Raw genomic sequence first — 19,550 nt, 5'->3', positions numbered from 1 at the left:
GCAAACAGCCATGGCTGTTATTTGTCAATCAATTTTCAACGCAACTTGGCTTTGCCCAGCTCCGTTTGTCTTCACATTTATTTGTCTTACAATTTTTTCTTTTAATACCGGAACATGACTAATAATTCCAATTAAACGCCCTTCTGTTTCCAAGGTACTCAAGGCCTCCAAAGCCATCTCCAATGCTTCTTCATCCAAAGAACCAAAGCCTTCATCAATAAATAGTGCATCTAAAGCAATTCCACCGGTGCGGTTTTGGATGACATCTGCTAATGAGAGCGCTAAAGCTAGTGCAGCAATAAAACTTTCTCCACCAGATAGGGTTTGCACCCGTCTTGTTTGACCTGCATTGTCATCGTAAATATCGATATCTAGTCCTTTTTGACCGCGTCCACCATCAGATTTTTCTGCCAAACTAAATTGATAACGTCCATTGGTTAGTTGTTGTAAGCGAACATTGGCCACATCTAAAATCTCAGCTAAATAGGCTTGTAAAACATAGCGTTCCAAGCTAGTTTTGTAAGTATTTTTACCACTCAACACTTGACTTAACTGTTCGATTTCCGCCAATGCAGCCAAGGATGATTCGTGGGATTGTAATAATAGCGCTAACTTTTCTAGCAACTGTTGATTATCCTTTTGTTGCGCTTTTAAAAGGGAGCATCGTTGCTGACTTTCACTTAATTGCAGTTGTGCATGTTCATAGACTGTAGCTAATTCTTTAATTGCTGGTTTTTCTTTTCCCATTACTTTTGCTTGTAGTTTTTGTTTTTGTTCTTTGATTAACAGAATATCATTTTCATAATCTTTAATTTCTGTTGCAATCTTTTTAAGCTGTGCCTCATCTACTTCGGCTGTCAACAAATCACTTTTCGCTATCTTTCGTGGGGCAGTCGCTAAACGTACTTGCAGTTTTTCTGCTAGACTTTCTTCTTCCAGTACTGCATCTTGCTGATATGCCATTATTTCTTTAATTTGGACAGCATAACTTTTAGCAGTAGCTTTTAAGTTTTCACCTTTAACTTGATCCGTTTGCAACTGATCAACAAGAGTACTGATTTTCTGCGTAATCTCGCTAATTTGTTGCCGTAAAAGCGGGGCTGTCAGGTTTCCAACTTGTTCTTTCAAACTGGCTATTTCACCTTTTAATTGCTCCACACCATTATTTTGCTCTTGATGACGCTTTTGCCATGTAACTAAAACTTGATTGTGTTCAATCAGTTTTTGCTCTAATGCTACTTTTTTTTCTGTTGCTGCTGAAATTTCTTGTCCGAGTTGCTCTTGTTTTTCCACAAATGAGGAGAGTGCGACTAAAACATCATCATAATCCGTTTTTCCTGTTAATGCGTCAAATTTTCTTTCAATCTTTGTTTTTAGCTCACAAATAGCTGTATCTTGTTCTGCTAGTTGACGGTTTACTTTATCACACTCTTTTTCCAACTGCTCTTTTTCAGCGGAACTGCGAATCTGTTGTTCTTCTATAGACCGTAACTTTTTCTCTGCTAGATTTAACGCCGATTCCGTTTCTTGCACAGACAATTTTTCTTTAGCGTGTAAGGCAACGTCAGGATGTTCTGTAGCCCCACAAACTGGACAAGCTTCTCCCGGCTTCAAATCCAAACTTAACCGCGCAATCATCGCCTTGGCATAGTTGCTCTTTTGTAAAGTGTACTCGGTTAACGCTGCCTCACCAGTTAATTTTAGCTGCTGCTCGTTTAACTGCTGTGTTTGAATCGCTTCAAGTATATTACGCAGCTCTGTCTGCATCGTTTGATTGTTGTTTTGTAATTTTTCAAAGTCGACCACCAACTGCTGGATTTTGGCTAACTCCAACATCGTTTTTTGCCAAGGACCACTTTGTTGCGTTATTGCTTCTTGCTGTGCCAATGTTTCTTTTAAGTTAATAATATTTTGTTCTAATTCCTGCATTCTATGAAACATTTTTGACAGTTCGGCCGCTTGAGCAGTAAACACTTGTTGTTTTTCTTCCAAAAGTTCCGCTTGTGGTAATTTTACTTCCAAATTATGCAATGTTTTTTTTGCTAATTCCAAGTCCGCGGCTTTTTCTTGAAACATCATTCGTTGACTTTCCCAAATACTTAACGCGGCTGTATTCTTTTTCGCTTCATTTTTAGTTCGTATTAATTTATCTGCTTGGAGTTGCACTTTTTCTGTTGCCATTTTTAAAGAATTCACAAGCGGGGCTTGTTGTTGTAACCAGCTAAGCCAGTTTTGTTCCTTAATTTTTTCTGCTATTGCAATTTTTTTATCTGCCAACACGGTTTCATGTACAATAGCTTTTTCTAATTCATCAAAAGTTTTTTTCAATTCTTCTGCTTGATAATATTGTTTTTCAGCAGTATTTTTTTTAGCATTAAGTTCTGAAACAAGCACATCTTGCTCCTTAACTGCTTGTTGTAAAGCGCATAAGTCCCTCTCCCAAGCTTGCTTTGTTTCAGCTAAACTAGGTAAAACACTTATTTTTTCAAACCACTTAAAACTATCCACTAATGCTTCAGCTTGTAATCGCTTTGCTTCGATACTTTTGTTTTGCAAAGTAGCTTGTTCTTTCAGCCAAGTTTGCAAATTCTGATAGATTTCAGTATCAAACAGCCGACGTAAAACTTGTTCTTTATCAGTACTAGAAGTAATTAGAAAATTACGAAATTCGCCTTGTGGCAACATAATAATTTTGAAAAATTGATCCGCATTCAAGTGTAGCATTTGATACAATTCATCATCCACATTTTTTGTATATTGCTTCTTTTCATTCCCTAATGTGTCAAAAACTGTTAATGTTGTTTTCCCAGCGCGTTTAGTGGTCCCTGTTCCTCTTTTTTTTGCCACCTCTTGTTCCGGTCGGCGCATCACTTCATAAAGTAATCCTCCATGGCTAAAAGAAAAGGTCACTTCCGTTTCTTCAGCAGGTTGAGCAAAAAGTGAGCGCATTTCTTTACCACTGCGCAATTTACCAGAAGTTTGACCAAATAAAGCAAAAGTCATCCCATCAAAAATTGTTGTTTTGCCCGCACCGGTTTTTCCACTGACTAAAAACAGCCCTTGATCTGCAAAAGCGCCAAAATCGACTATTTCATCAATAAAAGGGCCAAAATTTTTCATGTGTAATCTCCGTGGCTGCATTCCAGTTGCTTCCTCCTTGCCAAAATACCTTTTTTGGATAGTTGTTCTTTATTTTAGAAAATTATAGCTTTTCAACTTGTTTACTTGTTGCTTGCAATCCTTTAGCTAACCAATCTTCTTGACTAGTAGTCAATGTTTCATTCGTCATTTCAGCAAAAAATTCAGTTACAATTTCCGCTGGTACATCAGCTCTTTTTTTCACTTTTTCTAATTGATTTTCCCGTTGTACTTGATTTAATCGCTCAATACCCAAAAGGCGAGGATAAATGTTACGTAGCTGATTCATTAAATTTGGAATAACGCCGCGATTGGTTAATTGAATTTGTAAAAAATCTTCTCGTGGTATACTCTGATAAAATTCAGGTGCCAACAATTCTTCATAGCTTGCAGTTAGTGTACGAACATCGTGGAGTGGCTTTAGTGGGTAAAAACTTCTAGAAAAATCTTGCGTATCTACGATATAAACGCCTTTAGTCTGCTTCTCTTCAGAAACGGCATACTTCAATGGCGCACCGCTGTATTGTACGAAAGGATGTTTTAAAGCCTGATGATTATGCAGATGTCCTAAAGCTACATAGTCAAAAACTGCTAATAAATCTACGGGCACGCTATCCAAACCCCCTACCATAATTTTAGTTTCCGAATCGCTCTGACTGCTGCCAGCTGCAAAAAAATGTGCGACTAAAACATGTTTTTTCTGAGGATCAAAACGGGCAGTCATTGCAGCTATTACTCTTTCCATCGCCTTTGCTAAAGTCTTGATACTCTCATCTTCAAAATACAACCGTGCTTGAAATGGTTCAAAATAAGGCAGCAAGAAAAATTGCGTATCCTCTATTACAATCGGTTGAAAAGCCTGTGTTAGTTCTGTATGTAAATGAAAAGCAGTCTGGCTAAACCAAGGTGTACCGAAATTCAGGCGTTCTGAACTATCATGATTACCAGAAATGGTTAATAATGGCAGCTTATTTTGTAAATTAAAAGCAATAATTTTTTTATTAAACAGTTGAACCGCATCAATTGCCGGTACCCCACGATCATACAGATCACCTGCTACGACAACTGCCGTAACTTGTTCTTTCACAGCCAGTGCCAAAATTTGATCAAGCGCATCAGCTTGCTCCAGCAATAAATCAAAACCGTTCAATTTCTTACCAATATGCCAATCAGCGGTGTGTAAAAAACGCACTTTATACTCAACCTTTCTAAAAAAAGCATCTTCAGACCATTATAACACTTTCTCTAGCGTTTAAAAACGCCGCTGCTCTTTTATAAAAAGCAGCCTAATTTCTTATTTGTATACGAAAAATAACAGAAAAGAAACTTCATTTCCTTTTAACACTTTGACTGCTTAATAAAAAAAGCGGAATGAACGTGTTTAGCTCTCAAGCAAGAAGATGGAATTTTAATAAATTGATCTTTAAATTTCTTGAAATTTCAGCTTATTGCCGCAGAGAGTTCGTTCATATAGCTAGATCAAAGAAAAGCGAAATGAACGTGTTTAGCTCTCAAGTAAGAAGATGGAATTTTAATAAATTGCTCTTCAAATTTCTTGAAATTTCAGCTTATTGCCGCAGAGAGTTCGTTCATATAGCTAGATCAAAGAAAAGCGAAATGAACGTGTTTAGCTCTCAAGTAAGAAGATGGAATTTTAATAAATTGCTCTTCAAATTTCTTGAAATTTCAGCTTATTGCCGCAGAGAGTTCGTTCATATAGCTAGATCAAAGAAAAGTATATCAGCCTTATCCCTTATGAAAATCATATCATTTCCTACTTACAAAAAAACCAGCGTATAATACGCTGGTTTTCCAAATATTATTGAGCAATGTATTTAAATTTAGGATCAATTGCCTGATCCAATTGGTCAAAAGAAGTCTGTATCCGACTTTCAACTAAAGCCAGTCCTTCTTTATCAATTTTTTTTATGTCACTTATATCAATGGGTTCCCCAAAACGCATAGTAACTTTTTTACGCTTTAATAAATCTTTAAAAGTAAGGGGGCCTTGATAGACACAAGGGACAATTTTAACTTTTGCCATTTTAGCGATTAATGCCATCCCACCTTTTAATTCAGTCGAATGTCTCGTTCCACTAGGAAACATAATCAAACTCAAATCAGAATTTTTCAATAGTTTCACGGGTGTTTTAATGGCAGAAGGTCCCGGTTTTTGTCGATCCACTGGAAAAGCATTGGCATGAACTAAAATAAATCGTAAAATTGGATTTTTGAATAATTCTTCTTTGGCCATAAAACTGAATTTTTTTGGTCTTGCGCCCACGGCCATATACAAAGGGTCCCACCAGGTACGGTGAGGTGCAACTAAAATATAATTTTCATCTTGGGGTAATGCTGCTTTATTTTGAAATTCAGAGTTACCATTTAGGACAAATAAAAGAAAGCGGACAATTCCCCGCATAACAGTAAAAAACATCTGATCTTCCTCTCTATCGTTCTCTTGATCCCTCGTCGTAACTTTTTTGTTTTAAAAGTATTTTGTTAACGGCAGGGGCACTTTCAATTACAATACGGTCTAAGTATGCAAAAAAAAATATCTTTTGACAAGCTTTTTTTATTCGGATTAAATTTACTGCAACCCTAATTTTTCTAGTAAACTTATCAGCCCGACATGAATGTAATCTTCTTTTTACTTTTCTAATTTATCACTTGAAACTTTAACTGAAGTTTTTTTGCAGGAGATAGGATACCTTAATACCTTTTAACAAAAAGTTGCACCCTATTGTCAGTCGAGTATAATACGAATAGATATTTTCAATTTTGAGTAATTGCAGGTGTAAAACGTGTTAAATAAAAATGAACGAATCGATGCTTTATATGCTGAAGGCATCCAAATAATTCAGAGTAGTGATGTTTTTTCCTTTTCAATTGATGCCGTATTGCTGGCCAATTTTCCGAAGATTCCCAAACGAGGTAAAATTCTTGATCTTTGTGCTGGCAATGGTGCTGTTGGCCTCTTTATTAGTCGCAAGACACAAGCAAAAATTGAACAAATTGAAATTCAGCCACGTTTGGCTGATATGGCGAAACGAAGTATTGCTTTAAATCATTTAGAAGAGCAAATGGACGTTCACGAACTAAATTTAAAAGACAGTTTATCGGTCATTAAAAAAGATTCCCTAGACTTAATCTTGTGTAATCCTCCTTACTTTAAAAATTTGCCGACAAATGAAAAGAACCCCAATCCTCATTTGGCAATTGCTCGTCACGAAATCCATGCGACTTTAGCAGACGTTGTCGCTGTTTCGAGTCAAATGTTGAAAATGAACGGCCGACTTGCTCTGGTTCATCGACCAGATCGTTTTTTAGAAATTTTAGAGCTGATGCAGCACTATCGTATCGCCCCAAAACGGGTCCAATTTGTCTATCCTAAAGAAAATAAAGATGCCAATATTGTTTTAGTAGAAGGAATCAAAGATGGTAAAAAAGATGGCTTAAAGATTCTACCACCTTTAACTGTATATTCAGAAAGCAATGAGTATACACCAACTTTAAAGGCGATGCTTTATGGCCAGTAAACATTATTTTTATGTTCTTTTGTGTCGCGATAATACTTTTTACGGTGGCTACACCACTGATTTAGCTCGTCGTTTAAAAGAACACAATGATGGCGTGGGGGCAAAATATACTCGCCTAAAAAAACGACGACCACTTCAGATGATTCATGCTGAAGTTTTTTCGGACCGGAGTAGTGCCACCAAAGCTGAAGCCGCCTTTAAAAAGTTAAGCCGTCCCCAAAAAGAACGCTATTTAAAGCAGCACCAAACAAAAAATCAGTTACTTTAAGACGTATCCAAGGAACAGGTTATGAAGTTATCTCCAAAATTTCAAAAAACGTTTATCAAATAATGAAATGGAAAAAGACCCAAAGAATACAAATTCTCTGAAGAATCAGACAGCGAAAATAAATATTCTTTGGCTCTTTTTATTTTGCCAAAAAACTACCAAGTGCTACGCCAAGAAAGCTTAACAAGAGGCCACCACCATAAGAAAGAGCAAAATAGTAATAAAAAAGTTTTCGTTTTGTTTGATATAACGTCAACATTTCAAAATTAAAAGTTGAAAAAGTTGTATACCCTCCCATCATCCCTGTTCCTAAAAATAAATACAACCCATCATTTAAATGCAACCCCGAAAATATACCTAAAAGAAAAGCACCGGTTAAATTTATAATTTGGGTAGCCTTAGGATAAGGATGCGGCCGTTTTTCAAAAAAACGATTAATTGCAAAACGAGCCATTGCGCCTAGAGCCGCTCCAAAACCAACAAGTAATAGATTCATTTAAAATCCTCCTTGTTTGTTTTAGGTCGCCAAAATTTTTCTCCCAGATAAGCGGCGCAAAGTCCTCCACCAATCGATAGAACTAGATAGAGGAACGCCAAAAATATATTCGATTCAAAAAGTTTAATTGTATCTAAGGCAAAAGATGAAAATGTCGTAAAGGCCCCAAAAAATCCAGTTCCTATCACTAGGATCAACCGACCATTTACATCTCTATCAACCATAATATGTTTGACAACCCAACTAAACAAAAAGCAGCCTAACAAATTGGCTACTAACGTCCCCAGCGGAAAACCATTTACTACCGGTAAATTTACTCCTAATAAATAGCGGGCATTGCCGCCAAAAAAGGCAAAAAAAGCTACAATCAAATAGTTCATGTCAACGCCCTCTCTTAAAAAATTTCTTATCAAAAAAGCAGCACCAGAAAAGCTGAAGCAGTCCGTTCAGCTCACAAGTAATAAACTAATATCCCGAATAGATTAACCTTATTTTTTATAAAAATTATGTATTTCATTTATCTACAAAAAAACCAAGAGTGAAAGTTGCAACTCTTGGTTTTTAAATTTAATTATTTGGCACGCTTAATATAAGTACCTTCAGCTGTATTGATTTCTAAGCTTTCACCAGCTTCAATAAAGTCTGGTACGTTCACAACTAAGCCTGTTTCCATTGTCGCAGGCTTACCAGATCCTGTTACAGTAGCCCCTTTAATAGAAGGTTGTGTTTCTGTTACTTCTAAGACAACAGTTGTTGGTAATTGAACACCGATAACTTCTGAACCAAAGAATTGGATTTTTACTTCCATATTTTCTAGTAAGTATTTCATTTCTTCTTCAATTGTTTCTACTGGAATTTCATATTGTTCATATGTTTCTAGATCCATGAAAAAGGCGGTGTCATCCATTGTATATAAATATTGTACTGGTTTTGTATCAATGTGGGCTTTTTCAAACTTTTCATCTGGACGTAAAGTAGTATCGTAAGTCGCACCACTTCTAACATCACGAAGTTTCATACGCATTACTGTGTTTCCTTTACCCGGTTTATGATGGCTGGCATCTAAAACTTTAATCAATTTACCGTCTTGGACAAATGTCATCCCTGCCCGTAAGTCACTTGCTGCGATCATTGTCTAAATCCTTCTTTCTTGTTATAAAATTCTTTTTCATTGTAGCAAACAAGAGGCGTTTATGCTAGTTTTAGCCAAAATTTATCTAATCAGGGCTTATTTTCTGACATAGTTAGGATCATATTCATCGGTTTCAATGTAAATATAAGCTTTTTTATCTGGTAAACTGTGACGAATTTCGCGTTCAATGTCATTAACGACCGTATAGCTGTGGGCTTCATCTTCATCGACAATATCAATTTTGGCCGCAATCATAATTTCTGTTGGACCTAAGTGAACCGTTTTAATATCGATCAGACGTTTTACCTCTTTACGATTAAAAGCAGCCTTAATTTTTTTCAAATCACCGGCTGTTACACTTTCGCCGATAATTAAGCTATAAAACTCACGGGCTAAAAAGATTGCCGCAAACATTAAGAGGAGCCCGATTAATAAACCACTTAACGCATCGAACATCGCGTTACCGGTCAGCATTGTTAAAATTGTACCCGCTAAAGCGACTAACAACCCAATCACTGCACAAAAATCTTCAGTAAAAATAATCAAAATTTCACTATGACGACTTTCTCTTAAAAAACGAAATAGCGGTAGTTTTTCTTCATTTAATTCTTTAATCTCTTTAAGGGCTATGCGCAATGAGCTACCTTCCACCATCATCCCAAAAAGTAAAATCCCAATTACCAGCCATTGGTTTCCAACTTCGTGTGCCGGGTGAAAAAGCTTTTCCAATGCTTCCATTACCCCAAGTGCCCCACCACCAAAGAAAAGCATTGTGGCCACAATGGTACTAAAAAAATATTTGGCCCGTCCTTCGCCAAATTGATGCAATTCACTAATCGGTCTTGTCGACCGCTTATCACCGATTAACAAGAGTGCTTGATTACTACAATCCACCACACTATGAATACTTTCATTCAACATGGCGGCACTGCCGCTTAACATATAGCCAATAAATTTACTAATGGCGACCAAAATATTGGCAACTAAGGCAGCGATAACGGCCATCATCCCCTGCTTTTTCTCTTCTGCCATTTTTATCTCCTCTTTTCACAAAAATGAATTTACTTTTATTATAAAGAATCTCTGACCTAAGAGAAAATGATAACCTCTCGAATCAAAACGTTCTACAAATAAGAGGATTTTTCCTACAATAAAGTTTAGGAAGTGAAAATGATGGAAACTTTAAGCAGTAGTTTTATTCTGCCCAAAACAGCGCAATTAGACGCGTCACAACAAAAAGTCATAAATGAAATTTTAAAATTCAGTGCGCAAAATATTTCCGCACCAAAAACAGCCATCTTTATTTTAAATGGAGATGCCGGGGCTGGTAAAAGTATTGTTCTAGCCAGCGCTTTTGAAAAATTGCAAACGTTAGCGCGTCAAAAAAACACCCCATTTACCGGCTTTGACAACAAATTATTGGTTAATCACAATGAGATGCTAAAAATTTATAAAGAGCTCGCGCCCCAGTCTGATTATCTTTATAAAAAAGATTTTATGAAGCCGACACCTTTCATTAATCACTACCACAAAATTCAGCAGCAAGCAGATATTGTGATGATTGATGAAGGCCATTTATTATTAACTAAAGACGATCCCTTTAATAATTTCAAACAGCAGAATCAATTAACTGAAATTATGCAGTTAGCCAAAATTATCATTTTTGTTTTTGATCCCCAACAAGTGGTGAAACTAAAAAGCTACTGGCAAAATGACGGTCTGAAAAATTTATTAAAAGATTATCCCACTAAGTATTATCACTTGAATCAACAGTATCGCGTTCAAAATAAAAACGTTACAGATTGGATTAATGCCTTTACGAGGGGCCACCTGTTAGAAAAACCCCAAATCAACAATTTCGACTTGGAATTTTTTGCTGATGGTTTACCCCTTTACCAAAAAATACAGGAGAAAAATAAGGCTGTCGGATTATCGCGCATGCTGGCCACCGCTGATTTTCCTTTTACCGTTTTAGATGATAAGACTTGGTTTGTTACAGCCGGACAGTTAAAACTTCCTTGGGATAAAATTAATTTTACCGATCGACCATGGGCAGAGCGTCCGGAAACGATTGACGAAGTTGGCTCCATTTACACTATTCAAGGCTTTGATTTAAATTATGCCGGGGTCATCTTAGGTCCAAGTGTCAAATACGATGAAAAAACAGACAAAATCTATATTGATAGCAGTCTTTATGAAGATCATGAAGCTTTTAAAAAAAGAAACGATATTCCCGCTTTAAACCAAGCAAAAGATACTATCGTGATGAATTCTGTCAATATTTTATTAAAACGGGGAAAATTTGGCCTCTACCTTTATGCGTCTGATCCTATTTTACGCAAACATTTATTGGCATTAAATTAAAAGGCATAAGACTTTGTCTGAGCTAATCCAGATGAGTAGCCATTTTTGATAAAATTTTTTCTGAGGAGTTGCTGTATGTGCTAGATAACAGGAAAAGAGGAACAAACGTAAGCAGCTCTTGTGCATTAAAGCGGAATTATACGAAACTTGAGGAATAATTTCTTATAATTCCGCTTTAACGTCTCGAAGATTTCGTTTGGGACGCTAAACATCGACAACCTTGGTATATCTGACTTGTTCTATGTTTAAATCATACAGTCTCTTGCCTTCCTAAAAAAACTGAAAGCTCATCTTAATAACAGGAATGAGCTTTCAGTTGCTTTAGAAGAGTGCATTACTTTTGTTCAAAAAGCCATGCATCATAAGGATTTATTTTCATATGCTGGGTAACTGTTTGAGGCGCAGTTTTATCATTAGCGATAACAAGCTGCCAATTTTTTTGCCAAATTTTTTTAGGTAAAGAGAACGTGCGCACCTTTTGACTAATATTGGTGACAATTAAAAACTGCTTTGTTCCTGTTCGCAAGTAAGTAAAAATATCCGGATCATTTGCCGCCAATAATGTAAAAGTACCGGTTGAAAAAGTCTCTTCCTTTTTACGTAGTGCAATCACCTGCCGATAAAAGTTTAAGACTGAATCAGGATCTTTGGATTCGGTAGCAACATTTATTTTTTCATAATTAGGATTCACTTTAAGCCATGGATAGCCAGTAGTAAAACCACTATTTTTTGTGGTATTCCACTGCATAGGGGTACGCGCATGGTCTCTTGTCCAAGCAGTAGCAAGTTTTAGTGCTTCGTCATTTTTTTCAGCTAATAAGCGTTTATAATAAGACAATGTGTCCTTAGCATTAATCTCAGCAATATCTTGAAAAGGATAATTGGTCATGCCGAGTTCTTGCCCTTGATAAATAAAGGGCGTTCCGCGTAAAAATAAATACATTAACGCTAGCGCTTTAGCTGACTTACTCGTTTCATTTCCTAAAATAGAATTAAAACGGGGATTATCATGATTTTCAATATAAAGAGCGTTCCAACCTTTTTGACCTAAATCTTTTTGCCAACGGGCGATAACTTTTTTAAAGCCCAGTAAGTTAATCCGTTCTTCACCTGGTTTTCCCATGCGTACATTATGTTCAAGCTCAAAAATCATATCTAAATAGCCGTCTTTATCTGTCCAATTAACTGCTCTTTTGCTGGAAACACCGCTGGCTTCACCAACAGTCATGACATCATATTCGTTAAAAATATGTTGTAAATCTTTCATGTACTCGTCAATTCCTGCCACATTCATAAATGGTGCCCATGGATTTGCAGTAATTTGAAAATCCCATGGCTCTTTTTGGATATGACTAATCGCATCCAAACGAAAACCATCAATTCCCATATCGAGCCACCAACGAATCATTTGATAAATTTCTTTTCTAACAGCTTCATTTTTCCAGTTTAAATCCGGTTGTTCCGGAGCAAAAACATGGAAATACGCCTGAATACTTGTTTCATCTAGGGTCCAAGTTGGTCCCCCAAAAAAACTTTGCCAATTGTTAGGTAACTTACTTTCAGTTGCATCTTGCCAGTGATAATAATTGCGATAGGGATTATCCTTGCCTTTTTTGGCTTCAACAAACCACGGATGCTGATCACTGGTATGATTTATCACTAAATCCAAAATAAGTTTTAAATCCATGGCATGGGCTGCCTTTAAAAGTGCTTGAAAATCAGCCATATTGCCATATTCAGCCGCAATATCCTGGTAATCCGAAATATCATAGCCATTATCAACATTAGGTGATTTATACATGGGGTTCAGCCAAATAAAATCGACCCCCAATTCTTTTAAATAAGGTAATTTTTCAATAATGCCTTTAATATCCCCGATTCCATCGCCATTGCTATCAAAAAAGCTGCGGGGATAGATTTGATAACCAACTGCATTTTGCCACCAACTTGTCATGGCTTCCCAACTTCCACCACAAAAGCGTCCCATGGAGCTAAAGTAAGATTTTTCAAATCTTGCGGCAAGATGCCATTGGTAATAACGATATCTTGTATCATCCCGTCGTAATCAAATTTATTTTCATTACCAGAAAAATTTGTCACCACTAGCCAAGTCTTCCCTTCATATTGCCGTTCATAAGCAAAAACTTCAGGGACAGTTTCAACTAACTGAAAATTTCCCCAAACGACAATTGGATTATTTTTGCGCAGTTGAATTAATTTTTGATACGTATAAAATAGTGAGTCTTTGTCAGCTAACGCTTGGGCAACATTTATCTTTTGATAATTTTCATTGACAAAAAGCCAAGGTGTTCCAGTGGTAAAGCCAGCATTTTCACTGTCATCCCACTGCATAGGCGTACGGGCATTATCCCGTCCTTTGACATTGATAGATTGAATAATTTCCTTAGGATCATAACCTTTTGCAATGCGATCATGATACATATTGATACTTTCAATATCGTCTACTTCTTCAATCGCTGTGATGGATCGATTGATCATGCCAATTTCTTCTCCTTGGTAAATATAAGGCGTTCCTTTTAGAAGATGCAATAAAATTGCAAACAATTTACCACTTTTTACGCGATAATTTTTTTCATCGCCCCAACGGGAAATAATCCGCGGCAGGTCATGATTATTCCAAAATAGCGAATTCCAACCTTCATTCCCTAATTCTATTTGCCATTTTTCAAAGACTGCTTTTAATTCTGCTACTACGAATGGTCGCAAATCCCATTTGCTTTTTTGAGGTTGTTCATCGAGGCCAACATGTTCAAATTGAAAGACCATACTCAATTCATTACGTTTAGGATTAGAATATAATTTGGCGATTTCTGGTGTAGCGCCCCACGTTTCACCGACAGTCAAAAGATCGTGTTTACCAAAAGTTGCTTGATTCATTTCTTGTAAATAATCGTGCAGTTGCGGACCATTTCCCGTAATCATTTCCATGGGAACTTTACCAATCAAATCGATAACATCCATACGAAAACCGCCAATACCTTTGGCAATCCAAAAATTCATCATGTCATAAACCGATTGGCGAACATGTTCATTGGCCCAATTTAAATCCGGTTGTTTTTTAGAAAACAGGTGTAAATAGTATTGTCCGCTTGCTTCATCAAACTCCCAAGCACTACCAGAAAACGTCGATGGTAATTCATTAGGAGCACTACCATCTGATTTGGGATCCGCCCAAATGTAATAATCGCGATAGGAATTTTCACGTCCTTTTTTTGCTTCAATAAACCATTGATGTTCATCTGAAGTGTGATTGACAACTAAATCCATGACAATTTTAATATTCCGCTGATCGGCCGCTGTAATTAAGTTATCCATATCTGCCATTGTGCCAAATTCGGTCATGATTTTTTCGTAATCCGAAATATCGTAACCATTATCATCATTAGGAGAAGCATAAACCGGTGATAACCAAATTGCGCCAATTCCTAGCTCTTTTAAATAATCCAATTTTTGAATAATACCGCCGATATCCCCAATTCCATCGCCGTTACTATCTTTAAAACTGCGGGGGTAAATTTGATACACCACCACTTCTTGCCACCAGTGTTTTTCCATTTCTTTCACCCTTTTTCTACGCTTTGGTTATAACAAATCCTTTTGGCGCAATCGTTATCTGCTCGTCTGCTTCTTCAAAATAATGCCCCAAGAGAATTGTTCCTTTTTTCTCAAATACAGTTTTGGTTGTACCCAAGTTAAAATGACCACAAATTATTTCATTATTCAATTTACGACTTAATACAATTTGATCATTGGCTAAATTCACCGTTTCCCAAATCATTTTTCCATCTGCTAAAATGTGAGCATTCTCCCGCCGAAATCTAACCAGTTGTTTAAAGAAGTCAAACATGTCGTGATCTTGTTCTTCTTTTTGCCACACCATACATTTACGACAATCAGGATCCATCCCACCTGTCATAGCAAATTCATCACCATAATAAATACAAGGTGATCCCGGTTGTAAATAAGTGAAGGCTTCCACTTGTTTCATTAAGTCTTTATCGTCGTTGGCTTCAGTTAGAATACGGGGAGTATCATGGGAATCTAAAACGTTAAATTGCATAGCGTTGGTTTGTTCCCGGTACATCATTAAATGGCGATTAATTTCTGAGACCATTTTTTCCAAACTGATTTCTTTTTTGACAAATGCTCCCACGATTGCATCGGTATAGGCATAATTCATTACCGCCGTGAACTCATCACCATTTAGCCAACTTTGGGCTGAATGCCAAATTTCACCCAAAATATAAAAGTCATCTTTTATCGCATCACAAACTTCACGAAATTCTTTCCAAAAAGTATGATCCACCTCGTTGGCGACATCCAAACGCCAAGCATCAATATCAAATTCTTCAATCCAGTAAGCTGCAATACTTAATAAATATTCCTTTACCTCAGGATTGGCAGTATTAAGTTTTGGCATGTGAGGCGTAAAAGCAAAAACATCATAGGTAATATCGGTTGCGTTTTCAAAATCTATTCCTTCTGTATAACTAACTGGAAATGAATTGACATGAAACCAATCTGCATATGGTGAATCGGCCCCGTTTTTAATGACATCCTGCCATTGGGGAGAAGTATCACCCATATGATTAAAAACGGCGTCCAGCATAACTTTAATCCCGCGTTTGTGGCATTCGTCTACGAGTTTTTTGAATAACGCCTTGTCCCCAAAATCAGGATCAATTTCAAAATAATCAATCGTATCGTATTTGTGATTAGAATAGGCTTTAAAAATTGGACAAAAGTACAAGCCATTAATTCCCAGTTCAGTAAAATGATCTAAATGATCCAAAACTCCTTGTAAATCGCCGCCAAAAAAATCTTGTCGGTCAGGTACTTTACTCCCCCACGGAAACGTACCTTTAGGGTCATTGGCTTTGTCGCCGTTAGCAAAGCGTTCTGGAAAAATTTGATACCAAACTGTATTTTTCACCCAAGCCGGCGCTTTAAAACGATCAACTTCATGAAAATAAGGCATTCTAAAATAATTATTGGGCATTTCTAAATGTTGTTGTTCAAAGGGAAAACAACCATGATCGCCATAAAATACTTCCGTTCCATCTTTGCCTACTACCCGAAAAGCATAAGCCATGCGTTTAAAAGGTTCACTCGTTGCGACTACCCAATAATCATGAACAGCTGTACTCAGATACTTTTCCATTTTTAAAGGATGTTGGTACCATTTGTCTTCTGCTAATGTATAGGTGTCACCATGAATTAATTCTACGTTTGCGACATCATTTTTAGCCGTTTTTAAACGAATATGCATGATATCTTTTTGATAGAGGTAAGCAAATTCACTATCTGGTCGGTGGGCAATTGCTGCTGTGTTCATTTCATCACACCTTTTCTTTTTATCTTGTTAAATTTCCATACTTCACTGTCATTTCAGCTTTATTATGACATAAAAAAAAGCGCATTACAACGAAATTACGCAATCGATTGCAGAGGGTATTTACTTTCTATTTTAATAGAGCGGCATAAAAACCTGTAATAGAGTAATTAAAATTTATTTTCCTTTTATTCCTGACGAATAACATTTAATATTAAGCAATCGATTGCTTAGTCTATTACCCAATTTATTTTCATAACTTTAACTTCACAATAAATCGTCTTTTTTCCAATTTCAAATTTTTATCAAAAAATTCCAAAATCCAAAAAAAAATGAAGAAAAACAGCTCATCGTCCATAAGACGCAACAATACAAGCGTTAAAACACTAAAAATAACGATATTAAAAAAAGGATCATTTACCTTATTCAGCCTAAAATATAGTTATGCTAAAAAAGAAGGTACAATAAAAGACAGAAACAAGGATATTCCCCAATAACCTTAATTTCCAACAGGCGGAAATTATCTCCCCATCATTTCTGCCTGACTATTTTTGAAACCTTTAGCCGTATTACATATGGAAATGTTTCTTTTATGAGCAATCACAGTATTATCTTAGCCTTTTTAAGGCTATTTTTTTTTCAAATAAATTCATTGCAAAATTGTAAGTCTAACGCAAGCTAAAACAATGGCACCTTTTTTAAAATACATTTAAGATAAGAGTATAATGTAAACAGGATGGTGGAACACATGAAAAAACTATTAATCGGCTTAGTAGTAGTTATCGCTGCGGCCTTTGGATTATTTAAATTTATTGAAAATACAGAAGTAGGCGGCGATACTTATTATGTACAAGTTACGACCGATGGCAAACAAGTCACGCTAAAAGACGATAGCGGCCAAGAGTATTTGGATTATGAATATCAACTAACTGGTTATGACGACAAAGGCAAAAGTAAAGAATTAACATTTAGAGCTAATAAAGAGCGGCCATTACGGAAAAATGCCTATTTGAAAGTGACATATAATTCTAAAAAAGATGGCGTGACGCAATGGGAAGAAGTTACTGAAAAAGCTGTTCCGCAAAAAGCATTAACGCAACTAAAATAAAGTATTAAAAAATTTAATTTTAGTTTAACATTGTTGTGTAATCAAAAGAGAGTTGGCGGTGTCAATTGACACCGCCAACTCTCTTTTTCTTTAGATATTTTATTTCGACTTGTCTGTAAAATAAGTCGTTTTAGTCACCTAAATTAAAACGCAACTTCATTTGTGGTGCACCTAACATCACCATTTGGCCTAATAATTTTGTTGTTAATTCTTTTGCTACTTTGGCATACTCTTCATTTACCGAAGCTAAATAGCGGGAAATATCAGCTTGTCCGATCGCATTTTTATCCCCGCGATGTTGGATATGACGGAAAGCAGCCACACTATCTTGGACATAATCATCCCGTACATCAGAATACAAGTTATAATTTGTGTCTCCTAAGACAGCGATTAATCCACTTAACCAGTACATACTATCCAATCCAAACGCTTCTCCTACTTCTTTATAAAAAACGGGAGTATCCGTTACGTTTGCATAAAACGGCACGACAGTATTAAATGTGTTCGGACCAAAAGCTAGCCAATGGATGCCAACAATTTCTGCAGCTACGTCATTCCGTAATTGCAAAATATGAACTTCTTGATTGCGATTAATGCCCACTGGACGTAATTGTCGTTTTTGTTCTGGGGTGCCATCACCATAACAATCATAAACTGTTTCTTCATAGTGGGAACTAAGCGCCCACTTCACATCTTCAATACTAATTAAGCGATTGGCTTTACAAATAAACGGCAAATTTTGATCAAAAGGTGATTGTTCTACTTCAGGCGTAAAATAACGTTGAATATACCAAGCACGAGGATTATTATATTGATTATCTTTAACCGTTGCACTACCAAATATATGGCGCAAATTGTAGCCATCATAATCAGGATTCAAATGATTTTCATCAATCAATTCTTTTAAGTCCTGGGAACATAATGTATCTGGAGCATCAAAATCAAAATTGGTAATATTCATGCGATTTGGTGCTACTACGTAAGCATCATCTGGAATACGAACCGCTGCCCAATGATGGCCTCCAATTGTTTCAAGCCACCAGATTTCATCCTTATCAGAAAAAGCGATGCCATTGGGTTCATAAGTCCCAAATTCTTCTAATAATGCCCCCAGGCGCTCTACTCCTTCTTTTGCACTGTTAATGTAAGGCAAGACAATTGTTAACATGTCCTCTTCGCCAATACCGCCTTCAACATAGGGATCAACACCTAAAATGCGCGAATTACTGGTAATCGTTTCTGTGGCAGACATCGCCACATTAGCACTGTTAATGCCAGACTCTCCCCAAATGCCAATTTTAGGTGAAACATCTGGAGTAGCCGTATACCGTAAAGGATTAGCGGGTAATTTTATTTCTACACCACTAATGACAGCCTTATAATCTTGTTTTTGATCTGCGGGATTTACTACGATAAAATTTTTGGGATTTAATGGTGCTTCACCATCTTCATTACGAGCAATCATGGTTGAACCGTCAATAGAAGCATTTCTTCCTACCAAAATAGTGGTACATTCACTGTGTTTATTCATTTTATTCATCCCTTCTCTTTGTGGAGGCTCACTACCTATTTCACTTTAAAGTGTAGTCCTTCTTTTTATTTTTGTGAAATAAAAACCTTAGCAATTATAAAAAAGCAATCTTTACCCACATTTTGTAATTAAAGCTATAATAGAAAAAAAGGAGGAATGTGAGATGTCCATACTTGTTCCCACTAATATGACAGAAGTTGCTGAAAAATTGAACGAAGATAAAAATAGAGGAATTGAAACCACCCAAAGAGCAATCATTTTACAAGCTGTTTTAGACAACGCACAAGATATTTTAAATGGTGCGTTGGAAGGTCCTTATTGGAAAGTAAAATGGGGCAAAGAAGATGAAAGTTTAATCATCTATGATATCATGAACCAAGAAGTTGGCACTGTCACAGCAGCGGACTCTTTTATTGAAAATTTTAGAAATAATCCTGCATCTGTCATTCGTAGTTTAGACGATCAAATTCAAAAAATTGTTAAAAATGCGTAAGAAAAATTGCCAAACAGACACTAAAATGAAGTAACACCAGAGAATTTAAGAGATTCTCTTTACAAATACTATCAAATTTCCCCTTAAATAAAAAAGTGGAATAGGTTCTTTCTACTCTCAAGCAATAA

General features: G+C 36.4%; 16 protein-coding genes. 5 read left to right on the top strand and 11 right to left on the bottom strand.

Annotated elements, in window-relative coordinates; genetic code table 11:
• Window positions 1-24: 24 nt before the first annotated feature.
• The 3 genes from RK01_RS00200 to RK01_RS00190 form a co-directional block, all read right to left on the bottom strand.
• Window positions 25-3,141: an SbcC/MukB-like Walker B domain-containing protein gene (locus tag RK01_RS00200; RefSeq protein ID WP_016171273.1), complete on the bottom strand. Its 3,117-nt coding sequence runs from the start codon at window positions 3,139-3,141 to the stop codon at window positions 25-27.
• A gap of 61 nt (window positions 3,142-3,202) precedes the next feature.
• Window positions 3,203-4,330 carry an exonuclease SbcCD subunit D gene (locus tag RK01_RS00195; protein ID WP_016171272.1) on the bottom strand — a complete coding sequence of 376 codons (1,128 nt, stop codon included), beginning with the start codon at window positions 4,328-4,330 and terminating at the stop codon, window positions 3,203-3,205.
• Window positions 4,331-4,957: 627 nt separating this feature from the next.
• Window positions 4,958-5,575, bottom strand: coding sequence for a lysophospholipid acyltransferase family protein (locus RK01_RS00190; protein WP_016171270.1), 618 nt, complete (start codon window positions 5,573-5,575; stop codon window positions 4,958-4,960).
• A gap of 367 nt (window positions 5,576-5,942) precedes the next feature.
• On the opposite strand from RK01_RS00190, the gene RK01_RS00185 reads away from it, so the two are divergent.
• Together RK01_RS00185 and RK01_RS00180 are read left to right on the top strand one after the other, a co-directional pair.
• Window positions 5,943-6,677, top strand: coding sequence for a tRNA1(Val) (adenine(37)-N6)-methyltransferase (locus RK01_RS00185; RefSeq protein ID WP_016171269.1), 735 nt, complete (start codon window positions 5,943-5,945; stop codon window positions 6,675-6,677).
• Entirely contained in the window at window positions 6,667-6,945 is a 279-nt protein-coding gene (locus tag RK01_RS00180; protein ID WP_016171268.1) for a GIY-YIG nuclease family protein, read from the top strand. Before RK01_RS00185 ends, RK01_RS00180 begins: the two co-directional genes overlap by 11 nt.
• A 139-nt stretch (window positions 6,946-7,084) precedes the next feature.
• On the opposite strand, the gene crcB is transcribed toward RK01_RS00180, so the two are convergent.
• The 4 genes from crcB to RK01_RS00160 form a co-directional block, all read right to left on the bottom strand.
• On the bottom strand, window positions 7,085-7,441 hold the full coding sequence (gene crcB / locus RK01_RS00175; protein ID WP_016171267.1) for a fluoride efflux transporter CrcB: 357 nt from the start codon (window positions 7,439-7,441) through the stop codon (window positions 7,085-7,087).
• Window positions 7,438-7,821 carry a fluoride efflux transporter FluC gene (locus RK01_RS00170; RefSeq protein ID WP_016171266.1) on the bottom strand — a complete coding sequence of 128 codons (384 nt, stop codon included), beginning with the start codon at window positions 7,819-7,821 and terminating at the stop codon, window positions 7,438-7,440. The genes crcB and RK01_RS00170 overlap by 4 nt, the downstream gene beginning before the upstream one ends.
• A 191-nt stretch (window positions 7,822-8,012) precedes the next feature.
• Window positions 8,013-8,573 carry an elongation factor P gene (gene efp / locus RK01_RS00165; RefSeq protein ID WP_016171265.1) on the bottom strand — a complete coding sequence of 187 codons (561 nt, stop codon included), beginning with the start codon at window positions 8,571-8,573 and terminating at the stop codon, window positions 8,013-8,015.
• Between the two features lie 96 nt (window positions 8,574-8,669).
• The gene (locus RK01_RS00160) at window positions 8,670-9,605 is read right to left on the bottom strand and encodes a cation diffusion facilitator family transporter (RefSeq protein ID WP_016171264.1); all 936 of its coding nucleotides are present in this window, start codon (window positions 9,603-9,605) and stop codon (window positions 8,670-8,672) included.
• 138 nt (window positions 9,606-9,743) lie between these two features.
• Between RK01_RS00160 and RK01_RS00155 the strand changes: the two genes are divergently transcribed.
• A complete protein-coding gene (locus tag RK01_RS00155; RefSeq protein WP_016171263.1) occupies window positions 9,744-10,937 on the top strand; it encodes a DUF2075 domain-containing protein in 1,194 nt (397 codons plus the stop codon).
• Window positions 10,938-11,271: 334 nt separating this feature from the next.
• On the opposite strand, the gene RK01_RS00150 is transcribed toward RK01_RS00155, so the two are convergent.
• The 3 genes from RK01_RS00150 to RK01_RS00140 are packed head-to-tail and all read right to left on the bottom strand — an operon-like array spanning window position 11,272 to window position 16,293.
• A complete protein-coding gene (locus RK01_RS00150) occupies window positions 11,272-12,891 on the bottom strand; it encodes a glycoside hydrolase family 13 protein (RefSeq protein ID WP_016171262.1) in 1,620 nt (539 codons plus the stop codon).
• Window positions 12,888-14,513: a glycoside hydrolase family 13 protein gene (locus RK01_RS00145; RefSeq protein ID WP_016171261.1), complete on the bottom strand. Its 1,626-nt coding sequence runs from the start codon at window positions 14,511-14,513 to the stop codon at window positions 12,888-12,890. Before RK01_RS00145 ends, RK01_RS00150 begins: the two co-directional genes overlap by 4 nt.
• Window positions 14,514-14,529: 16 nt before the next feature.
• Window positions 14,530-16,293, bottom strand: a complete 1,764-nt coding sequence (locus tag RK01_RS00140; protein ID WP_016171260.1) for a glycoside hydrolase family 13 protein — start codon at window positions 16,291-16,293, stop codon at window positions 14,530-14,532.
• A 745-nt stretch (window positions 16,294-17,038) separates the two neighbouring features.
• Here RK01_RS00140 and RK01_RS00135 point away from each other — a divergent pair.
• Window positions 17,039-17,398, top strand: a complete 360-nt coding sequence (locus tag RK01_RS00135) for a YxeA family protein (protein ID WP_016171259.1) — start codon at window positions 17,039-17,041, stop codon at window positions 17,396-17,398.
• Between the two features lie 130 nt (window positions 17,399-17,528).
• Here RK01_RS00135 and RK01_RS00130 read toward each other — a convergent pair whose 3' ends face one another.
• Complete coding sequence (locus tag RK01_RS00130) at window positions 17,529-18,938, bottom strand: C69 family dipeptidase (protein ID WP_034864648.1); 1,410 nt, start codon at window positions 18,936-18,938, stop codon at window positions 17,529-17,531.
• Window positions 18,939-19,092: 154 nt separating this feature from the next.
• Between RK01_RS00130 and RK01_RS00125 the strand changes: the two genes are divergently transcribed.
• Entirely contained in the window at window positions 19,093-19,422 is a 330-nt protein-coding gene (locus RK01_RS00125; protein ID WP_016171257.1) for a hypothetical protein, read from the top strand.
• Window positions 19,423-19,550 lie beyond the last annotated feature (128 nt).

The organism is Enterococcus dispar ATCC 51266, assembly GCF_000406945.1.
GTDB lineage: Bacteria > Bacillota > Bacilli > Lactobacillales > Enterococcaceae > Enterococcus_C > Enterococcus_C dispar.
This window is presented reverse-complemented; position numbering and strand designations above follow the sequence as displayed.

Bases quoted from the DNA above. Each gene is read 5' to 3' on its own strand.
- RK01_RS00200 (WP_016171273.1), bottom strand. From the start codon at position 3,141: ATGCAGCCACGGAGATTACACATGAAAAATTTTGGCCCTTTTATTGAT.
- RK01_RS00190 (WP_016171270.1), bottom strand. From the start codon at position 5,575: ATGTTTTTTACTGTTATGCGGGGAATTGTCCGCTTTCTTTTATTTGTC.
- RK01_RS00180 (WP_016171268.1), top strand. From the start codon at position 6,667: ATGGCCAGTAAACATTATTTTTATGTTCTTTTGTGTCGCGATAATACT.
- crcB (WP_016171267.1), bottom strand. From the start codon at position 7,441: ATGAATCTATTACTTGTTGGTTTTGGAGCGGCTCTAGGCGCAATGGCT.
- RK01_RS00170 (WP_016171266.1), bottom strand. From the start codon at position 7,821: ATGAACTATTTGATTGTAGCTTTTTTTGCCTTTTTTGGCGGCAATGCC.
- efp (WP_016171265.1), bottom strand. From the start codon at position 8,573: ATGATCGCAGCAAGTGACTTACGGGCAGGGATGACATTTGTCCAAGAC.
- RK01_RS00160 (WP_016171264.1), bottom strand. From the start codon at position 9,605: ATGGCAGAAGAGAAAAAGCAGGGGATGATGGCCGTTATCGCTGCCTTA.
- RK01_RS00155 (WP_016171263.1), top strand. From the start codon at position 9,744: ATGATGGAAACTTTAAGCAGTAGTTTTATTCTGCCCAAAACAGCGCAA.
- RK01_RS00150 (WP_016171262.1), bottom strand. From the start codon at position 12,891: ATGACAAGTTGGTGGCAAAATGCAGTTGGTTATCAAATCTATCCCCGC.
- RK01_RS00145 (WP_016171261.1), bottom strand. From the start codon at position 14,513: ATGGAAAAACACTGGTGGCAAGAAGTGGTGGTGTATCAAATTTACCCC.
- RK01_RS00140 (WP_016171260.1), bottom strand. From the start codon at position 16,293: ATGAACACAGCAGCAATTGCCCACCGACCAGATAGTGAATTTGCTTAC.
- RK01_RS00135 (WP_016171259.1), top strand. From the start codon at position 17,039: ATGAAAAAACTATTAATCGGCTTAGTAGTAGTTATCGCTGCGGCCTTT.
- RK01_RS00130 (WP_034864648.1), bottom strand. From the start codon at position 18,938: ATGAATAAAATGAATAAACACAGTGAATGTACCACTATTTTGGTAGGA.
- RK01_RS00125 (WP_016171257.1), top strand. From the start codon at position 19,093: ATGTCCATACTTGTTCCCACTAATATGACAGAAGTTGCTGAAAAATTG.